This is a genomic window from Sharpea azabuensis DSM 18934 (assembly GCF_000702165.1).
Taxonomy (GTDB): domain Bacteria; phylum Bacillota_I; class Bacilli_A; order Erysipelotrichales; family Coprobacillaceae; genus Sharpea; species Sharpea azabuensis.
The window spans coordinates 39,401-60,559 of the sequence record NZ_JNKU01000009.1; the positions used below are offsets into that span (position 1 = coordinate 39,401).

At 32.7% G+C, this 21,159-nt stretch carries 18 protein-coding genes and 1 other annotated feature; of the genes, 4 read left to right on the plus strand and 14 right to left on the minus strand.

Annotation, left to right across the window (positions count from 1 at the left end):
- Positions 1-20: 20 nt before the first annotated feature.
- The 14 genes from T529_RS0102955 to amrA all read right to left on the minus strand — a co-directional run bounded on the left by T529_RS0102955 (position 21) and on the right by amrA (position 14,570).
- Positions 21-1,910, minus strand: a complete 1,890-nt coding sequence (locus T529_RS0102955) for a heavy metal translocating P-type ATPase (protein ID WP_033162133.1) — start codon at positions 1,908-1,910, stop codon at positions 21-23.
- A gap of 192 nt (positions 1,911-2,102) precedes the next feature.
- Positions 2,103-2,321, minus strand: a complete 219-nt coding sequence (locus tag T529_RS0102960; RefSeq protein WP_033162134.1) for an AlbA family DNA-binding domain-containing protein — start codon at positions 2,319-2,321, stop codon at positions 2,103-2,105.
- A gap of 879 nt (positions 2,322-3,200) precedes the next feature.
- Positions 3,201-3,677, minus strand: coding sequence for a hypothetical protein (locus T529_RS0102970; RefSeq protein WP_033162135.1), 477 nt, complete (start codon positions 3,675-3,677; stop codon positions 3,201-3,203).
- 44 nt (positions 3,678-3,721) lie between these two features.
- Entirely contained in the window at positions 3,722-3,937 is a 216-nt protein-coding gene (locus T529_RS0102975) for a hypothetical protein (RefSeq protein WP_156032143.1), read from the minus strand.
- A gap of 513 nt (positions 3,938-4,450) precedes the next feature.
- A complete protein-coding gene (locus T529_RS12455) occupies positions 4,451-5,164 on the minus strand; it encodes a hypothetical protein (protein WP_051646819.1) in 714 nt (237 codons plus the stop codon).
- Between the two features lie 435 nt (positions 5,165-5,599).
- Positions 5,600-6,169, minus strand: coding sequence for a hypothetical protein (locus tag T529_RS0102985; RefSeq protein ID WP_033162137.1), 570 nt, complete (start codon positions 6,167-6,169; stop codon positions 5,600-5,602).
- A 78-nt stretch (positions 6,170-6,247) separates the two neighbouring features.
- The gene (locus tag T529_RS0102990; protein ID WP_033162138.1) at positions 6,248-6,556 is read right to left on the minus strand and encodes a hypothetical protein; all 309 of its coding nucleotides are present in this window, start codon (positions 6,554-6,556) and stop codon (positions 6,248-6,250) included.
- 3 nt (positions 6,557-6,559) lie between these two features.
- On the minus strand, positions 6,560-7,630 hold the full coding sequence (locus tag T529_RS0102995; RefSeq protein ID WP_162172984.1) for a sensor histidine kinase: 1,071 nt from the start codon (positions 7,628-7,630) through the stop codon (positions 6,560-6,562).
- 191 nt (positions 7,631-7,821) lie between these two features.
- Positions 7,822-8,544, minus strand: coding sequence for a LytR/AlgR family response regulator transcription factor (locus T529_RS0103000; RefSeq protein ID WP_033162140.1), 723 nt, complete (start codon positions 8,542-8,544; stop codon positions 7,822-7,824).
- Positions 8,545-8,628: 84 nt separating this feature from the next.
- Positions 8,629-10,119 (minus strand): lysine--tRNA ligase, encoded by a 1,491-nt coding sequence (gene lysS / locus T529_RS0103005; protein WP_033162141.1) that lies wholly within the window; start codon positions 10,117-10,119, stop codon positions 8,629-8,631.
- Positions 10,120-10,154: 35 nt separating this feature from the next.
- Positions 10,155-10,366: a binding site (T-box leader), on the minus strand.
- Between the two features lie 33 nt (positions 10,367-10,399).
- Positions 10,400-10,948, minus strand: coding sequence for a GNAT family N-acetyltransferase (locus T529_RS0103010; protein WP_033162142.1), 549 nt, complete (start codon positions 10,946-10,948; stop codon positions 10,400-10,402).
- Positions 10,945-12,273, minus strand: coding sequence for an MATE family efflux transporter (locus T529_RS0103015; protein ID WP_033162143.1), 1,329 nt, complete (start codon positions 12,271-12,273; stop codon positions 10,945-10,947). Before T529_RS0103015 ends, T529_RS0103010 begins: the two co-directional genes overlap by 4 nt.
- Positions 12,274-12,356: 83 nt before the next feature.
- Positions 12,357-13,175 (minus strand): AmmeMemoRadiSam system radical SAM enzyme, encoded by an 819-nt coding sequence (gene amrS, locus T529_RS0103020; protein WP_033162144.1) that lies wholly within the window; start codon positions 13,173-13,175, stop codon positions 12,357-12,359.
- A 12-nt stretch (positions 13,176-13,187) separates the two neighbouring features.
- Positions 13,188-14,570: an AmmeMemoRadiSam system protein A gene (gene amrA / locus T529_RS0103025; RefSeq protein ID WP_033162145.1), complete on the minus strand. Its 1,383-nt coding sequence runs from the start codon at positions 14,568-14,570 to the stop codon at positions 13,188-13,190.
- A gap of 109 nt (positions 14,571-14,679) precedes the next feature.
- On the opposite strand from amrA, the gene T529_RS0103030 reads away from it, so the two are divergent.
- The 4 genes from T529_RS0103030 (at position 14,680) to cas2 (ending at position 21,123) form a co-directional block, all read left to right on the plus strand.
- Entirely contained in the window at positions 14,680-15,663 is a 984-nt protein-coding gene (locus T529_RS0103030) for an N-acetylmuramoyl-L-alanine amidase (protein WP_051646820.1), read from the plus strand.
- A gap of 668 nt (positions 15,664-16,331) precedes the next feature.
- On the plus strand, positions 16,332-19,967 hold the full coding sequence (cas9, locus tag T529_RS0103035; protein WP_033162146.1) for a type II CRISPR RNA-guided endonuclease Cas9: 3,636 nt from the start codon (positions 16,332-16,334) through the stop codon (positions 19,965-19,967).
- Positions 19,928-20,824 (plus strand): type II CRISPR-associated endonuclease Cas1, encoded by an 897-nt coding sequence (gene cas1 / locus T529_RS0103040; RefSeq protein ID WP_033162147.1) that lies wholly within the window; start codon positions 19,928-19,930, stop codon positions 20,822-20,824. The genes cas9 and cas1 overlap by 40 nt, the downstream gene beginning before the upstream one ends.
- Positions 20,821-21,123: a CRISPR-associated endonuclease Cas2 gene (gene cas2, locus T529_RS0103045; protein WP_051646824.1), complete on the plus strand. Its 303-nt coding sequence runs from the start codon at positions 20,821-20,823 to the stop codon at positions 21,121-21,123. Before cas1 ends, cas2 begins: the two co-directional genes overlap by 4 nt.
- Positions 21,124-21,159: the final 36 nt, after the last annotated feature.

A 21,159-nucleotide genomic window follows, 5' to 3' on the forward strand; every position in this document is an offset into this window, starting at 1 on the left:
CATCGACTTCCTTTCTGAATTTAGTTTACTTGAAGATCTTTGATTAATAATTGATTTCTATCAAGTTTGTGATGTTTTAATAAACGCATTGCATTAAGAATAACGACCAAGATACTTGCTTCATGCACAAACATACCCATCGCCATATTCATAAAATCACTCGCAAAGATACTTGTGAGAAGAACCACAACAACCATTAAAGCTATGACAATATTTTCAATCATATTAAGGGTTGTTCTTTTAGCTAGAGAGAGGGCATAAGGGATTTTATGGAAATCAGAATGCATAATAACAACATTTGATGTTTCAATAGCGACATCTGTACCATTGCCCATGGCAATACCAATATCAGCAGAAGCGAGTGATGGACTATCGTTGATACCATCTCCAACAAAGGCTACAATATCTCCTCTATCTTGATATTTTCTTACAAAATCTGCTTTGTCTTCTGGCAAGAGATTACCATAAGCTTTACTTAATCCTAAATCCTTGCTGATAAGATCTACTGTTGCCTGGTTATCACCAGAAAGAAGAATGAGATTTTTAACACCCATCTTTTTTAACGCCTGTAAGTCTTCTTTAACGCCTGTACGTAGCTGATCACGAATGCCTAATACAAGAGCAACCTGCCCATCTATAGCCATTAAGACAATTGACTGACCATCTTCTTCCATTGTTTTAAGATCTTGTTCAACAACATCTGTTATATTTACATGAGATTGATGAAGTAAATAACGATTACCTATAAGAATATCATGAGCATCAACACTTGCTTGAATACCACTGCCAGAAATAACTTGAGTGGATGATACGGGTAGCGTTAAAACGTCTTGATAATATTTGACAATGGCTTTCGCAAGGGGATGACTGGATTCTTTCTCAATACTGATAAGGTAACGATTTATAAGATGATGATCTTGTTGATAATAATGTGTGGTAATGACTTCTGGATTGCCATAAGTCAAAGTTCCCGTTTTATCAAAAAGAATACTGTCAACATGGCTGAATTTAGAAATCACATCACTACCTTTAAACAAGATACCATGACGCGCTCCATTCCCTATTCCTGAAACATGGGAGACGGGCACGCCAATCACAAGCGCCCCAGGACAACCTAGGACTAAGATGGTAATCGCTAAAGAGATACTTTGAGTAAAGATAAAGACAAGAAGGGATAACACAAGAATTGCAGGTGTATAATATTTCGCAAAACGATCAATAAATCGTTCCATTGATGACTTGGAATCTTGTGCTTCTTCTACTAAAGCAATGATTTTACCAAAAGTACTATCCTCACCTACTTTTTCTGCTTCTATCTGAATTGTTCCATCTTCAAGTATAGTTCCTGCAAAAACATCATCATTGATAGCCTTACTGATGGCTAAAGGTTCACCGGTAATACTTGCTTCATTGACACTGCCATGGCCATAGATGACCTTTCCATCTACGGGAATCTTGTCCCCTGTTTTCACAAGAAGACGATCACCTTTTCCCACTTCATCGATGTCTACTTCTTCAAAGTTACCTTCTTCATTTTGACGTAAGGCGACACTTGGTGTAAGGGCAACAAGATTCTGAATAGCCGAACGTGTCTTCGTTAATGTCTTTTGTTCTAGATAAGCTCCAAAGAGGAAAAGAAAAGCAACAATTGCAGATTCTTCAAATTCTTGAATGACAAAAGCTCCTAGTATCGCTATTGTGACAAGTAAATCAATACTGATAACCTTCACTTTTAATGCTGATATAGCCTGCATGAGAATTGGAAAACCACCAATAAGTGATGCCAACAACAATAATAAATCAGCAAGCTGTTTATTTTTAAAGAACCATTGCATCATTAAAGCAAGCAACACTAATAACCCTGTAATAAATGTAATATTCTGTCGATTTTTTAATAACCATTTTTGCATGATTTCAGCCTCCTTTGATGACTTTAGTATAGCGAGGAAGATGTTAGGAATAATTGATGGATGTCAAGATTATGAAATATATTTAAAATAATATAGTACGCAAAAAGCATAACCTCCTGTTAGAAGATTATGCCTTTTAAAAAAGTCTTATTGCTGAATCAAATTCTAATAACTACGCCACACAGATTATAATTAAAGTGAATAAGGAGCGTGCGGTGTGATATTGTCATTAATTGAATTTTCGATATTAAGACATAATTGATCTAAGTCATTAATACCTACTATGACTCCATCATCATTTACACCAAATATAATTCTACCCGTGCCATAATTCGCATATGCACTAACTGTTTTCAAAAATGATTTTGTGAGTGTTTCTTTATATTCTAATGTCTTATTTTCTCGTTCCATACTCTAGGACCTCAACTATTCATATTATAATCCCGTTGCACTTTTTCATGATACGAGATTAATTCTCGTTGCATTTTAGGCATAATACAGCATTTTAATCCCCATTATATTCATAAGACCCTAAATATCTCACATTTCATATATATGTATTTGATGTATTCTATGCTTTAAATATATTATTCCATCTTTTTATGACTTATTCGATAGGGCTCGTTGCATCTTGTTTGCAACGAGATACATTCTCGTTGCACTTTTTATGTTACGAGATTGTTTTAATGTATCATTTTATGACAGTTTCTTATCGACTCCATCTTCCGACATACTGTCAACTGTGTCTCATTCAGCAAGTCTTGTTAAAGAAATGGAATGCCTCTATGCTAGAGGATTTGGCGATACAGTGAGTTAATCACAACAGATGATGGAATTCCTAATTTCTGTAAGATATCTTTTTCTATATAAATATGCATTTCTACACAAGCACTGACTGTTGAATCTTTCATGACAAACGTTTCCTTTTCTTTATTTGTAGTACTGCTGATAAAAACAAGATTTTCATTTTTGTCATCCAGTCACATTACCCATACTTATTTGTACGAAAAAAGCAGATAGATGTCTTGCATTCTATCTGCCTCTTGATTCTATGAAAAGACTTTGATTTTTGTCATGATATGTAAAGATCACACATAGACTGCTAATGATAGCTGTTATCAGAAAGCTTATGATTCGATTTCTTTTAGAAGCTGAATCACCTGTATCATTTCTTTCATACCTGATCAACAACAATGTTTACACAATTACCAAAGTGACAAAGGCCTAAATAACATTGCCAATATATTTATTGTCGCAGCTAAAATAAGCATTACCATAATTCATTATTCTTTAATGGTCGTTCATTTCCTGCCAAATATACATCTTGTCTGATACGACTTGTACGTACAGTTTAGATCCTGAGTTTGATGCTTTTAAGTAATGTGCTGATGATAAATCAGTTATTTCTTTCACATTATACTCTTTTGGTACATCTGAGCCAGGATACATTTGATCAATGATATTTCCTTTTTTGAGTTTTGTTGGTGTATCTGTGTTGAGTTCATACACACAATAACGTGTTTGGACTTTTTTGTTGTGATAGAAAAGAAAACGATAGTCTTGGATTTCTTCAATGGAATAGAGTTGTTTATTGACTTGAGGAAGTTTGATTGAGAAGTCTTTTTCAAATGTACTAACAGGGATGTTATTCTTGACTGTTGTGACTGGTGTTGTTCCTTGTTGAATTCCACCAACAACTGTGGCAATGCACAATACGATTACTGCTATTACAGCAACAATGACAATAATCTTCACTTTCTTATTCATTTTTCGTTCTCCATTCTTATATAGAATTACTGTATCATAAAAAACTATAAAGATGAACTAAGCAAACACAAAATCACAAAAACAAATACTATCCAAGCATATATTTTCTGCTTTCTTGTTCCTTCAAAGAGTTTTGGTTTTCCAAAAATAAATGTTATGGGCTTTCCAAATTTACATTCAAATAATACAACAACTGCAATAATAGCTGCTATAACAACATGTGCTTCATCAAATGTAAAATGAGATAATATATTTGACATGAACATTTAATTCCTTCCTACTTCTTACTTTACTATAAAATACTTCATCAAAAATAATTTATTTGATACGATATTTATCAAAGACCTTATGTGTATCAAGATGAATCTCTTTGAAGAATAAAAAAGGCAATTCTAAACAGGAACTGCCTGAGTTATTTTTCTTTGCTCTCATAGAGAACTTACATTCAATCTTCCATTATTTTATATGTTCTTTAAGCTTTATAAGCAAAATGTTTGATGTAAAATATAGGTTTATTGTTCCAATTGCCTCAAAAAATCTTCTATTATTACCAGAATAATAGTCATGATAAGGGAGTTTATATGACAATATCACACATATGCATCCTACTACAACTGCAATAAGAAAACTAATAATACGATTTTTTGTTGAAACCACTCCAAATGAATTATTTCTTTCATATATTATCAACGCCAACGATGATAATAATACCAATGGTGACAAAGGGCCAAATAACATTGCAAGAATACTAAGCGCCATAATTATAACGATTATTACCATAATTCAATATACCCACTATTAGGAACAATATCTACAGAATCAAACTTTTTTGCTAAAAAAGTACCTGGATCTAGATATGTATCTATTATCGATACCACAAATGAACCTATCCACTTCCCTAATGTTTTGGCTCCAACCCTAGTCAATACACTCACTATTTTAGAAGAAAGATGTTTCTTAACCCACTTCTTTGCTCCTTGTTTTCCTAACTTCTTCACGAGTTCACCTATGGATCCAACTCCCGTTGCTATCAAAGTAGCTGTTATTACAATATTCAAAGCACTTCCCAAAGCACCTACGGAAATAAGTCTCGTAGCTTTTTTCTTTCCCTTTGCTTTGTATTTTATCATGCTATCTTGTTTAACTAAATAATCATTTCCTAAAATCATTTTCAGCTCATTTATAAATTCCTCTTTACTTACTCCTTGCTTATCCAAAGAAGATTCTTGCCTTTCATATTCTTTTTCTAAAAGAATATTGTAAAGATCTCGTTCTTTTTCATTCATTTTGGTCATGTCATACTGATGTTTAGCTATATCCAATCCCTTATAAGTAGTAAGTTCATTGTTTGTTAGAACAATTCTATCAATTTCACTTTTATTACTTTCATATGCATAAATTTTGCTTATTTCCTTAAAGCCTACAACACTTATAGATAAAACAAAAGCAAGAATGCTTGCAATAAATTTTCTCAATTTTATGTGCATTTTTTTGTTCTCCTTTTCTTTAATTCATATTTTAACCAGTTCAATGGCTTAAGTGGTGAACAATAAATTTTTGTACCCTTGAAGATTATTTATAACCTAGTTATTCGAATCACCCCATAAGTTCAAACAATGAAAACTTCTCTAATGTATAATTTCTTATTAAGAAATCAATCTTTAATAAAGACATTGAAGATTTTTTACAGCTGCTTTTGAATGCCTGTACTTAAGCAGTAACTATAGTAGCAATAAATGTTATATGACATGTAGCAAAAACTGATTCTCATTTGCTTTATCATCATTCATATTTCTTATGATTAATGTACTCTTCAAAATAAGAGCTTGTTGTAAATTGACAAAATAATTATATTAGTTATCTTTTTTTACTTAGTAAACTACTATATTTAGAAAGCAATACGACTAGGTTTCAATGATTTATTAATAAACACTAATTCCGCTCAAGCAAATTTTTAAACCCTTGTTTGAAACATATGCCTTTTTGATATTAGTTGCTATATAGCTTGAACTAAAAGTACTTGCTACACAGGCAGCAATTGCTCCAACAGGTCCTACCGTTGCTCCAATTGCTATCATTGCACCAACAATAGCAATTGGTCCTATCGTAATAGCCTTCTTGAAATATTTTCTTACTTCTTTTTTATTTAATAATATACTCCCATTTTTCACTTTGACTCTTGCTGGCTTTCTTATGCATTCTACAGTAGAGTTAACGTTTGACTCATCAATTAACTGTTTTATAAATTTTTGATCAGATTCATTAAATTCATATTTCTCCATCATTAACTGAATATCTTGTTTACACTTCATCTTCCCATCAACAAGATAGAATTCTTTTATAAATCCAGTTTCAATAAATACATTATTATATTGCTCTAAAACTGTACTTATAGTGGAAGAATTACCTATAAATCCACGAGCCTCAACATTTCGGATGTTACTGACACTACATATCAAAAGCATAAAAATACAAAGAAAAGTTTTCCTCACAATAATCTTTCTCCTTTCCAGAATCAATTATAGTGATACCTCTTCTATTTTTTCATTCCATTGTCTGAATTGTCATTTTCAATGTTTAAATTGTAAAACGATATAGTCATTAGATTGTAGAATAGAAGCAAATGCTGTTTTAAAAAAATTTCTTCCTTTCCGACAAGAATAGCATTCTAGAATAATATCTTGCCCTTCTTCAACATTAATTGTCAAAGTCCTACTTCTACACCAGTCTATCATGAGAAACATCTCATATTTGCCTGAAGGAAGATTTATTGCAATTGATGCATTATTTTTGATTTTCCCGTATACGTTGTCATTGATATAAATCGTATATTTTCTAAATCTATCCACAAAGCTTTTTTCTCTTTTTAAAATAATCATTTACTACCTCTTCAATAATATATTTATGCAAAACATATTATTCTTTTGTTCTAATGTCATATTACCATCATATAGATCTACAACTGATCTTATGATTGATAACCCATAGCCATGATTTATCTTATCCTCTTTTGATGTTGGCATAGATTGGTTGTATTGAAATGATGATGCTATTGGGTTTGCAATTGAGATGACCAAGAATTCTTTATGTTCAACAATGACACAATGAATATATTTCTCAAGAAATTCATGACTGTTTAAATATTCAATCGCATTATCTACTAAATTCGTAATGAGAATATTACAATGTAGGTCATCTATAAATATCTTTCTTGAACAATTACATTTTATTTGAAATTGAATATGCTTATTATTTCTGACTTTTTCATTGAAAATAGCATTTATTATAGGATGCTCAGAGAATTGCAAGTGTGAATCATTTTCATTTAATTTTCCCACTAACTGACCAAGATATTTATTTGCTTCCACTTGATCTTCATTATTTAATAGATAGGATAATGTAAGAAGATTATTCTTGATATCATGCTTGTATTTTTGTAATTCTTCATAATACTGTTCTTTTTCTAACAGGCTTTTTAGCTTATACTCGTTGAGTTTATATTGCTCATTAAGCTTCTCATTTTCAATTCTTGCTTTTATATTGTCTTTAAAAAATGTGAATATGACAAAAAACAACCAAAGCAATATACCTGTAAAATAAGTATAGATTAATAGTACTGGTATAGCATTATTGAAATAAGACTGGGCTAGTAATAGGCATAACCCTGTAATAAGCGCTATTGTCGTTAATAAAATCCTATTTTTACCATGAGATATATTGTTGCTGAAAAACTTTAAATTTAGGATTGTTGTAACAGAAAGCAAAATGATGACTTCATAAATAATATTGGCATATTGATTTAATTGAAAAACATCATCAATAGTGAAAGGAATGCCTGTTGTAACAGCTATAATAGTCTGACAGATTACTTCTATAAACATATAGATTGCCAAATAAACTAAATAAACATAGATATCCTTGATATGCTTATTATGTAATTCTTTCTTATTCAAATACACATTAATCATTAATACGAATAATTGAATAATGATAATGGGTACTTTCATGATATGAAGTAATAATGCTATGAAATAAATAAAGATAAGCTTTTCTTGTTTGTAATAATGCTCTAGAAAGAAACAAATGAAGAAATAAGGAATAAGTAAGTCACAGATTGATAATAAAAAATATATCACATATCTCATCATTGATAGATCCTTTGTCCTAATACATAATTTGTAAATATTCTATCAAATTCTTTTATTCTTTCCCTACTTATATATTCCTTATGATTCGTATGTTCTAAAGTAATACACCCTTTTCTTGTATTAGAAACATATCTTAAATTAACAATACTCCCCCTGTTAGGTGATACGAATTGTGGATGATTTAATTTTTGAACAATGCTTCCTAAAGTCTCTTGATAGATTTGAAATACTTCTAAATGCGTAATGACTTGAATCTTTCTATCTTCACTATACACGCAAATAATGTCATTGAAATAGAAGCGATGAAGCCCTTGATTTGTTTTTAAGGTTACCCCATTATTCTTTTCCAAGTATGTTAGGCAATCTGTCATAATTGGTGCTAGCTCTTCATTCATCTTCTCTTTAACAATAAACGCAAATACATTCATGCCAAAAGCATCTCGCATATATTTTTCTTTTGATGTGACAAAAATAACTACTGGAGGATGATCTATATTGCGTAATCTACGCGCTATATCTATGCCATTTTCGTTGGGCATATCAATATCTAGAAAAACAATGTCATAATTCTCTTGAGAAAGTGTTTTTAGAAAGGATGTTGGTTGGTTGAATGATGAAAGATGATATTCAATATGTTTTTCAAATAGGATGTTTGATAGCTTTTGATCAAGTATTTTTAAAAACACAATTTCATCATCTACTAATGCAAATTTATACATTGTTTGAAGCTCCAATTATCAATAAAAAAAAGTATATTCAGTAATATGATCGTATCATATTATGAATATACTTTTCAATATGCACTATTTTTCTGTTGGTTTCATAGCTGGGAAGAGAATGACTTCACGGATTGTATCCTGGCCAGTCAACAACATGACAAGTCTATCAATACCCATGCCCATACCACCTGTTGGTGGAAGACCGTATTCGAGTGCTTCTACATAGTCTGTATCCATTTCGTTAGCTTCATCGTTACCAAGTTCTTTTTCTTTGAGCTGGTTTTCGAATCTTTCACGCTGATCGATAGGATCATTTAATTCTGAGAAGGCATTCGCATATTCGTTACCACAAATGAATAATTCAAATCTTAATGTGAATCTTGGATCTTCAGGGTTCTTCTTTGCGAGTGGTGAGATTTCAATTGGATGACCATAAACAAATGTTGGTTCTACAAATGTTTCTTCACAATACTTTTCAAAGAAGGCATTCACAATATGACCATAGGCGAAGTGTGGTTCTACTTCGATTTCATGTTCTTCTGCTAACTTTTTAGCATCTTCAAAGCTCATATCAGCTGCAAAGTCAATGCCAGTCTGTTCCTTAATAGCTTCTACCATAGAAATTCTCTTATAGCCTGGTGCTAATGAGAACTTATGTCCCTTATATTCGATATCATATGTGCCATTAACATCCATTGCTGCCTGGGCAACGATACCTTCTGTTAAGTCCATCATGCCTTCTAAGTCAGAGAATGCTTTGTAGACTTCAATAGAAGTGAATTCAGGGTTATGTGTCTTATCCATACCTTCATTTCTAAACTGTCTACCGATTTCATAAACGGCATCCATGCCACCAACAATTAATCTCTTAAGATTTAATTCTGTTGCGATTCTTAAATAGAAATCTTTATCTAAGGCATTGAAATGTGTGATGAATGGTTTTGCGGAAGCACCACCTAGAATAGAGTTCATCATTGGTGTTTCAACTTCTGTATAGCCTAAGTTATCTAAGTAATGCTGGATGGAACGAATGACTTTTGGTCTTGTGAAAGCGACTTTACGTGCTTCTTCGTTCATGATTAAGTCTAGGTATCTTCTTCTGAATCTTTCTTCTGTATCTGTTAAGCCATGGAATTTTTCTGGAAGTGGTCTTAAGGCTTTTGTGAGGTGTGTGTACTGTTCTACACGGATTGTAAGCTCACCTGTGTCTGTTTCCATAAGTACGCCTTCTACACCGATGATATCACCTAAGTCACCACGTTTTACGATTTCATAAACGTCTTCACCGACAACATCTTTTCTTACATATAACTGGATCTTTCCAAATTTATCGTTGATATCCATGAAGGCAACCTTACCTTTACGACGTCTCAACATAATACGTCCAGCTAATTGTACATGAATATTTTTTTCTTCTAATTCTTCTTTAGTACAGTTACCATACTGTTCTCTAATATCTTTTGTATTGTCTTTGACATCAAATGCCTGTCCGAATGGGTCAATACCCATGTCTCTTAATTCTTGCATCTTTTGTCTTCTAACTTGCTCTTGCTGAGTGAGTTTTTCTTTTGCCATAATATTCTCCTTTTCTCCAATATAAAAACTCTCATCCAAGGGACGAGAGTTAATCGTGGTACCACCCTAATTCATCATATGACTATGATCTCATTAAACCTTAACGCGGTCACACGTTATTTTATCACTTACGATCCAAAATACAGCTCCTAGTCTTTATTCATCTTATGCAGCATTACTTCCTTACACCATCCGGAAGCTCTCTAGAATGTGACAATAAGACTACTCTTCTATTCATTGCCTTTGCGAGTGTTATTATATTCATTTTCTCTTGATATTGTCAAGGTTTTTGCGTATTTATGATGGCATAATAGACAAGATCATGATATCCGTCTTCCAGCATGATCCCATCAATTGCTGTTCCTTCATATTTCATGCCAATTTTCTCCATTACTCTTCCTGATGCCACATTCTCTTTTGTATAGGATGCATAGATTCTATGAACCCCCACTTCCTTAAACATATAATCAACAACAGCCTTTGCCCCTTCGCTGACAATGCCTTTGTTCCACCAGCGTGAACCAATCGAATAGCCTATTTCGCAACATGATAAAAATGGATTGACATTAAAACAGCCAATTGAACCAATCACTTCACCTTCATATTCAATCACCCAGCCAAAGAAATAAGGATCATCATATTTCTTTAAGTGTTCATGAACAAAATTCTCAGTATCATCCAAAGTCTTACAATCAAACCAGGCAATATATTCCTGAACAGCTTGATCACAGCCATAGTTATCATAATATGGCTTAATATCACTTTCCACAAAACGTCTTAACAACAAGCGTTCAGTTTTAATTGCATGTGTTCCAACTTCCTTCATCATATCTTATTCTTCTTTCGTAAATAGCGATAAAAGCCAATACATATTGCTAGCTGCAAGACACCACCTGCTGGTGCTGCTAAACCCATTGGGAATAATGTCTTAGGATAATAAATGGAAGCAAGATAAGCACCTGGTACACGTAATGTAATTATTGAAGCAACATTATGAATAAAGGATACAATCGAATATCCTGAGGCAACAAAGAAACCACTAAAGCAGAAATGCATACTGGCAATAGCACAATCAAAGACATAGGAATGCATATAACCTGTTGCAAGCTGGACAACCTTTGCATCATGGGTAAATAAAGCAATCACTGGTTCAGAGATAAACTGGAAACTGATAGCAAAGATCAAACCAATCGATGTTGATATAGCCATTGAGGTAAAGAGTGTTTTTCTTGCCAATGCCTTCTTGCCTGCGCCAATGGCTTGTGATGAGATTGTCGAGACTGTCTGCATCATTGTTGATGGTACGAGGAAGAGGAATGAAATAATCTTTTCAACAATACCTACTGCTGCACTTATTTCCACACCTCGACTATTCGCAATAATAGTAATAATGAGAAAAGCAACCTGGATAAAACCATCCTGTAAGCTTACAGGAATACCTATCTTAAGAATAGAGGTGATAATCTCTTTTTCAAACTTCAGTGAAGAGAATGAGAGTTGAATGAGTTTCTTTGTCACAATCGCAAGAATGGCTACCAATACACTAAATGCCTGAGCAATGATTGTTGCTAGGGCTGCACCTGATGCATGCATAGAAAGTGTGCCAATAAAATAATAATCCAAGGCAATATTGACAACACATGCCACCGCAATAAAATACATTGGGCTCTTAGAATCACCCATGCCTCTAAAGATTGAAGAAATGACATTATAGGCAATAATAAAAGGTATCCCTATAAAACATATCTTTAAATAATTTGATGTTTCAACAATAGCTTCTTTTGGTGTAGACATAATGGTTACTATTGGTGATACAAGAAGTAATAATAATGCTGTCAGGATAGCCGCAATAATCACAAAGAGTGTGATGGTATTGCCAATTGTTTTGGAAACATTTTCTTTGTCATGGGCACCAACATAACGGCCAATCATCACCGCACCACCAGTCGCCACACCTACGAGCATCACAGTGATCATATGCATGACTTGTGATCCTATAGCTACACCCGAAATAACACTTGCCCCATCGAACTGACCAACAATAAATAAATCAGCCATGCCATAGAGTGTTTGTAGAAAATAAGAAAGCAGGAATGGTAATGAAAAAACAACAATATTCTTCAACAAATTGCCTTTTGTAAGATCTCTTTGCATAATAATTCCCCCATATAGGGATTATTATATGGGAAAATGTGGAAATGAAAAGCCTGTTTTCCAACAGACTTTCAAGAAAATATCTAGACATTTCCTAGATGAACATGATGTAGATGCTTTAAAGAAATGGACTGCATTTGTTTTAGGAGAGGAATGCTTGTTGGTTCTTGATTTAAAAGATGATATCTTGGAAAGAAACGGGTGATATGAAGAGGGATATCGTTATCAATATCCGCTAGCCAGCTTGCTTCTTTTTCCATATCTTCAAGAGCATCATTGAAAGTAGGAACAATGAGACTAGTTATTTCAACATGTGCTTTTTGATGGGCATGGATGATATTGGTTTTGACAAGTTCTAGATTGCCATTTAAGCGATCATAGATATCCTGACTAAAGCCTTTTAAATCAATATTGAAAGCATCAGTATAATCAAGAAGATCATCAAGATACTTTGTTGTAATAGTGCCATTTGTCACAAGAACAGTTTTAAGTCCAGCCTCTTTTGCCTTCATGAAAGTATCTTTGATATATTCATAGGCAATGAGTGGTTCATTGTATGTGAAGGCTATACCGATATTACCTTGTCTGACTAGCTTAACTGCATATCCAACAAGTTCCTCTGGACTCATCTGTCCCCTTACACTGCTGCCATTATCGTAAGAAATCTCATAATTCTGACAGAAAGGACATTTGAGATTACAGCCATAACTTCCTACTGAAAGAATATAGCTGCCTGGATGAAAGTGATAGAGTGGTTTCTTTTCGATAGGATCTAATGCAAGTGATGTGATTTGGCCATAGTTTTTACTTACAATCTGTCCTGCTTTATTTTCTCGCGCAAAGCATAACCCAGTTTGTCCTTCTTGTAAGTCACAATGATGAAAACATAGATCACATTTCACAATATCACCTTCTTAATAATGTCTTACAACCTCAAACTTAAACAATTCAATATCTTCATCATCATAAATACCTGCTTTTCTTGCAGCTATTTCAATCTGTTCTGATACAGTATCAACACCATCTAGTCTAGGCAGCAACAAGCCTCTTTTTTCATGATGTTTGACAATGACTCCATATTTCTGTGGATCAAGTTCTTCATAAGTAACTGGTGTAACTTCACCTAGAATATCAACGCTGTAAATAAGTTTTGGTAGTTCGATATTGATGATGGGTGAGAAACGGGGATCTCTTGTACTTGCCGAGATGGCATTATTGCGTATTTCCAGGGCAATATTATCTGTTGTTGGCTGGAATGTGCCAATACAGCCCCTTAGCTGCCCATCCTTCTTAATAGAAACAAAGACGCCTGCCCGATTGTTAAGCATAGATTCTGGTAACTTTGATGGAAGTGCTGGTACAGTCTTGTTCATCACATAGCTTTCTACAACATTTCTTGCCCATCTTACATAGGGATCTTCTGCTTTTCTTATCGTTAATATCTTCTCCTCTTCATATTTTTTCGCCTGTTCACCAAAATTATGTGTTGGATCTTTTTCACCAATATCAAATCCAATAACACCATATCCCACACCAAAAGGTCCTTCATAAGAATAGAATGTTGGTTTGACAGAAAGGCAATCTAAGGCACCTGCCATGATAATAAATGAACGCAAACCACATTCTGCTGCTCTTTCACAAAAACCATAATCCATGGTCATTAAATCTAGGAAATTTCCATGACTTAATGCCTCTATCACTTTATGATCAAATTCTGGTCCCTCACTGGCATAGCCATATGGACCACTCTCTTTAAGTTTGTGCGATAAATCTCCTGATGCAATAATAACAACTTTACGATTTAGCTCATCAGCTGTTTTTCGAATAAGCTGACCTAGATGATAATGATCTTGATAGCTTAATCCTGATAATCCCATACGTACAACTTTATAGTTAGTCATGTATTGATTAAGAAAATAGAGTGGAATCATAGTTCCATGATCAAGACGTTTCGTTCTTTGACCTAATGTTCCAGCAGGGACACCACTATTTTCTGTATGATGACATAATGCATCAACAAACTCTTCATCATAATCACATGTGATCTTAACTTGTTTTGCCCTAAACTGACCAAAATCACCTTCGGCATGAGCACCTTCTGAGATATTGAAGTAATCTATATAAGAAGTATTATGCGGGCTTATGATAATGATGGTTTCGGGATGAAAGCTTGCAACTTTCTTCATGACTTCACGATAACTATGAATGGTATCTTGGATTTTCTTTTCCTCCCCTTTACCCACTTCGGGAATAATGAGTGGGGGATGGGGTACACAACATGTATAGAGTATTGACATCTCCATCGCCTCCTTATATCTATTATAGTTGTTTTTATTAATTCTTGAATGTTTCCTAAAAATCTCTTAAAAAATCATATATAATGATGATATCGGAGGGAATGTCTTTATGAAGAATAAATATAAAATAATAATTGTTGGCTTATTAGCTGTCCTTGTTTTAGGCATTGGGATTGCTTTGACAGCTTCTAAGCAAACAAAGTCACAACAGCCTAAAGTTTCTACAACAACAATCACCAATAACACTGCAAAAGGGGAAGCGAGTGAAGCAGAAAAAGAAGCTTTAAAGTCATCAGAACAAGCTCTCTCTGAAGCTACAAAGAAAGTTGTTGATAGTGCCAACAAAAAAGAAGAGCCACAAACAAATGAACCACAACAAAAACAAGAAGCACAAAAGCCACAGCAGGCTCAGCAAACACAACAAACAGCTACACCTACACCAGTTAAACAAGCTGTCCCAACAAACAATAAGGTCGTATGTATTGATGCAGGACATCAACGCTACGGCAATAGCGCAAAGGAACCTATCGGTCCCGGTGCTAGTCAGACAAAAGCAAAGGTAACAACAGGAGCAACTGGTATTCGCTCACATCGTACAGAATCACAAATTAACTTAGAAATAGCACTTAAACTACAACGCATCCTTCAATCACGTGGATATACTGTTGTTATGTGTCGTACAAGTCAAGATGTTAATATTTCTAATAAAGAACGTGCTGATATTGCGAACAAAGCTCATGCTGGAGCATTCATTCGTTTACATTGTGATTCCTCAAATAATCAATCTGTCAATGGTGTTACTGGTTTAGCACCTGCATCAGGTAATCCTTATCTATCACCTAGTATTGTCTCATCATCACAATCTCTTACAAGAGCTGTTGTCAATGGCTTATGTTCAGCAACTGGTGCTAAAAACCGTGGCTTAAGCCTTGTCAACAACATGTCAGGCATTAACTGGACACAAGTACCAGTCGCACTCGTAGAAATGGGCTTTATCTCAAACCCAAATGAAGATGCCAACCTGACAAATGATGCCTATCAAGAAAAAGTCGCTAACGGTATTGCGAACGGTATTGCCTCGTTCTTACACTAAGCCCTAGACCTAATCAAATAGAAAGCCAGATAAACATTAAGAATCATTGACATCATAGAAGAAATAATTTACATTATGTATGCACACACCAGGGCAATTGAAAGGACAAGAGAGGTGACTCTTGTCCTTTCTAGTTTTCGTTTACTAGAACCAGAAGTCAGCTAAAGCTCTTGGTTCTTTTTCTTTTCATGATGAACAATAATATTTTTACTTACCATTTAATAATTCTTACATTGGAAATAGTAGAATGACTTTGTTCAACTTATTCAATTGAAAATTGAAATAAAACAATTTTACTACTCTCCATATGATTAATAAGGTCACCCATTTATTATTCTCTTCTTGAGATGTGATATATTTGTTGTATTTATTCAATTTATATTCTATACGCATTGAAAGTGCTTTCTCTAGATCTTTTGTTGATGTTATAATGTCATTGTATCTTATCAATGACATAAAAAAAACGAGCTAATGCTCGTGCGCGAAATTGGGGATGCGCAACCCCACAGCTTATAGCTTTATCTTAGCCGTCTGATATTCACTGGTAAAGTTATATCATAAAGTGTAATTTTTGGTTTTGTCTGTTATTTATTGGTAAGATCACACTTCGCTAAGCAATATTATGATAGCGTCTATAAATTATTTTGTCAATTAGGAGGAGTTATTAAATGGAGAATTATCGTCAGAAACATAGATTTGTTCTTGCAACCGATTTAGGAATCGGTTCAAACGGATGGGCAATAATTGACTTAGATGCTCATCGAGTTGAAGATCTAGGTGTACAGATATTTGAAAGTGGTGAAGAAGGCGCCAAAAAAGCTTCTGCTAGAGCTAGTCAGCAACGACGACTTAAAAGATCAGCACATAGACTGAATCGAAGAAAAAAACAGAGAAAAGAAGCTTTAATCAAATTTCTCCAGGAAATTGAATTTCCTGATTTAGTAGAAATATTAAATTCTTTTAAAAAGCAAAAGAATCCTAATGATATTCTTTCATTACGCGTTAAAGGATTGGATAATAAACTATCTCCATTAGAACTCTTTTCTATTTTAATCTATATGTCAAATAATCGTGGTTATAAAGACTTCTATGATAATGATATTAATGACAACAATACTGATAATGACGAAAAAGAAATGCAAAAAGCAAAGTCTACAATAGAAAAGCTTTTTGCTTCTAATTCATATCGAACTGTTGGTGAAATGATTGCAACAGATCCAACATTCATTGTAGATAAAAGTGGTTCGAAAAAGGTTATTAAATATCATAATAAGAAAGGTTATCAGTATTTAATTCCAAGAAAATTGCTAGAAAATGAAATGTCACTAATTCTTCATAAACAAGAAGAGTTTTATGATTGTCTATCAATTGATAATATTACTATTATTTTAGACAAAATCTTCTTCCAACGCAATTTTGAAGATGGGCCAGGACCTAAAAATAAAAGAGATGATTACAAAAATAATAGTAAAGGAAACCAATTCTATACTGGTTTTAATGAAATGATAGGTCTTTGTCCTTTTTATCCAAATGAAAAGAAAGGCACTAAAAATTCTTTAATTTACGATGAATATTATTTAATAAATACCCTATCACAGTTTTTCTTTACTGACAGTAATGGAGTAATAATGTCTTTTTCAAAGTCTTTGCTTCATGATTTAATGCTATATTTCTTTGATCATAAAGGCGAGATAACCAATAAAGAACTTAGTTCATTTCTCTTAAAACATGGATTGGAACTTAACTCTAAAGAAAAGAGTAATAAAAAATACAAACTCAATTATATGAAACAATTGACTGATTCAACCATCTTTGAAACTGAAATGATAGCAAGTTTTAGAGAAGAAATAGAAACATCTTCTTACCGTTCAGTCAATTCATTATCCAATAAAATAGGGAATTGCATAGGTCAATTTATTACACCATCAAAGCGAAAAGAAGAACTAACTAACATACTTATAGATACAAATTATCCAAAAGAATTAGCTTCTAAACTAGCCGATAGTATAAAAGTTATTAAATCCCAATCTGTTGCCAATATTTCTAACAAGTATATGCTTGAGGCTATTCATGCTTTTGAAAGTGGAAAAAAATATGGTGATTTCCAAGCAGAATTCAATGAAACTAGAGAACTTGAAGATCACCATTTTATGAAAAATAACAAGTTGATTGCCATTCAAGATAGTGATTTAATACGCAATCCTGTTGTTTATCGTACAATTAACCAATCACGTAAGATTATTAATGCTGCAATCAATAAATATAATATCGTAAGAATAAATATAGAAGTTGCTTCAGATGTTAATAAGTCATTTGAACAAAGAGATAATGATAAAAAATATCAAAATGATAATTATGAAAAGAATTTGCAATTAGAAAGCGAATTAACTGACTATATCAATAAAGAAAACTTACACGTTAACGTAAATTCTAAAATGATGGAAAGATATAAACTCTATCTTTCACAAAATAAGCACTGTATCTATACAAACACTCCATTAACTATGATGGATGTTATATATGGTACAAACGTTCAAGTTGATCACATCATCCCGCAGTCTAAGATTTTAGATGATACACTAAACAATAAAGTATTAGTCCTAAGAGATGCCAATAGCATTAAAAACAATAGATTACCTTTAGAAGCGTTTGATGAAATGCAAATAAATGTTGATACAAATTATACAAAGAAAGATTATCTCACAGAATGCCTTCATTTATTAAAGAATAAAACAAACCCAATCTCTAAAAAGAAGTATCAATACCTAACATTAAAAAAGTTGGATGATGAAACAATAGAAGGATTCATTTCAAGAAATATTAATGATACCAGATATATTACCCGTTACATTGCAAACTACTTAAAGACTGCCTTTAAAGAAAGTGATAAAACTAAAAATATTGATGTCGTAACAATTAAAGGTGCAGTGACTAGTAGATTTAGAAAACGTTGGTTAACAACCTATGATGAGTATGGATATCATCCAACAATATATTCCTTAGAAGATAAAGGAAGAAATTTGTATTACTATCATCATGCAATTGATGCAATCATTTTAGCTAATATTGATAAAAGATATATTACCCTTGCAAATGCATACGATACTATACGTCTTATAAAAATCGATAGAAATCTTAGCAAAGAGCAAAAGCAAAGAGATATTGATACAGTTATAAAAAACACTGTAAAATCAATGAGTAAATATCATGGATTTAGTGAAGACTATATTAGAAGCTTGATGTCAAAGAATCATATTCCTGCAATTTGTAAAAACCTTTCTGATGAGGTTCAGATTCGCATTCCTCTTAAATTCAATACTGATTATGATAATTTAGGTTATCGTTTTACTGATGACCAATATCATTATAAAAAGCTTTATATAGCATTTAAGGAAGCTCAAAATGCTTTAAAAGAAAAAGAAATTTTAGAAAAAGAACTCACTGAACGTTTTAATAATGAAGCACAGATTCTAAATGCAAATATTATTTTAACTTATACCGGATTTGAAAGTAACAATGAACTTATCGACATTAAGAAAGCAAAAAAAGTAATAGATACTCTCAAACCAGATTTAAAAAACTATATCAAGGCAATTGATATTCTTACTCAAGAAGAATATACAAAAAGATGTTTAGAATACTACAACGACAGCGAATTTGCTGAACAGTTAAAAATTCCATATGTTAACTTCAAAATAAATAAGAGATTTAGAGGTAAAATACAAGGAAGCGAAAATGCAGTTTCCTTGCGTGAAGTATTAAAAAAGACTAAATTAAACTCTTTCGAAGAATTCGAAAGCTATCTTAAATCTGAGGATGGCATTAAATCTCCATACTATATCAAATATACAAAGAACACCTTAGGAAAAGAAAGTTATACTATTTATGAAGCCAATAGTTATTATTGTGCTGAGATTTATACTGATTCCCAAAACAAACCTCAGTTAAGAGGAATACGATATGTAGATGTACGAAAAGAAGATGGTAAACTTGTTTTATTGAAACCATTACCATCTACTTGTAAACATATTACTTACCTATTCCACAATGAATACATTGCCATTTACAAAGATTCGAACTATAAAAGACTTAAAAATAATGGTTTTGGTGCGTATAGAAGCATTAAAAATGTCAATGTAAATAAGATTATAATAAGACTTTTTGCAAACCAAAATCTTAATGATAATGATGTAGTAATTACATCCTCAATATTTATCAAAAAATATTCTCTTGATGTGTTTGGTCATATAAATGGTGAGATAAAATGTGGAGATCAATCATTATTTACAATAAAGAAAAGATAAAAATAAAAGATGGTATCCTTAACATTGAATCTGAAAATAATATTGTTCATTTCCCTATGGAAGATATTAATTGTATTGTCATTGATAATTTACAAACCATTATCACAACTTATGCACTTAAAGAATTAAGTGCATATAACATTCTTGTTATACTTTGTAATGAATCACATTTACCTAGTTCTATTACACTACCTCTCTCTAATAATTATCACTTATATAAAGTGTTTAAAATGCAATCTAATCTAACGAATAAAAGCAAAAACACCTTATGGGATATCATTACAACAGCTAAAATCATTAACCAATCCGTTGTGTTAGCACTGTGCGATTGCAATGAAAGTACAGTAAACAGAATGATTGAATTATCAAAAGAGGTATATGATGGAGATGCGGGTAATAGAGAAGGGATTGCTGCAAAAATGTTTTTTAGATCTCTTTATGGAGCCAACTTTATAAGAACTAATGATACTGCAATAAATTCTGCTCTTGATTATGGATATGCCATAATGCGTTCAATAGTAGCAAGAAACTTAGCTGCATCAGGATTTCAGCTCATGTTAGGATTACATCATATATCTGAAACAAATGCCTATAATTTAGCAGATGATTTAATGGAGCCTTTACGTCCCGTTGTAGATTTGTATGTCAATAATAACATTGATTATATTGTCAACCCATTAACACGTGATGTAAGAAGTGATCTTGTAAACCTAATTAATAAAGATGTTATTTATGATGGAAAGATAGTAAAAATTAGATATGCAGTTGAAATGATGGTAAAAAGCTTATACACAGCCTTAGATAGTCATGAATATAATAAATTTAAGGTCCCAATGATATGCAAAACAGAACAATGAGATTAATTGTACTTTTTGATTTGCCCGTGGAAACCAAAAAACAAAGAAAAGACTATACTGATTTCAGGAAATTTCTTATTGAAAATGGATTTCTCATGATGCAGTATTCTGTCTATGTACGAATAACAAGGAATTGGGATGATTTAAATAAATTTATTAAGAGAGTAGAAAATAACCTTCCTCCAGAGGGTGAAGTGAGGTGCCTCCCCGTAACAGATAAACAGTTTGCCAGCATGAAATTACTCAAAGGGAAGAAAAAAGAGATTGATAATTCTGCTGACGACCTAATAGAACTATAAATATTGCGATTAAACCTTAAGTACGATAAAATGTAT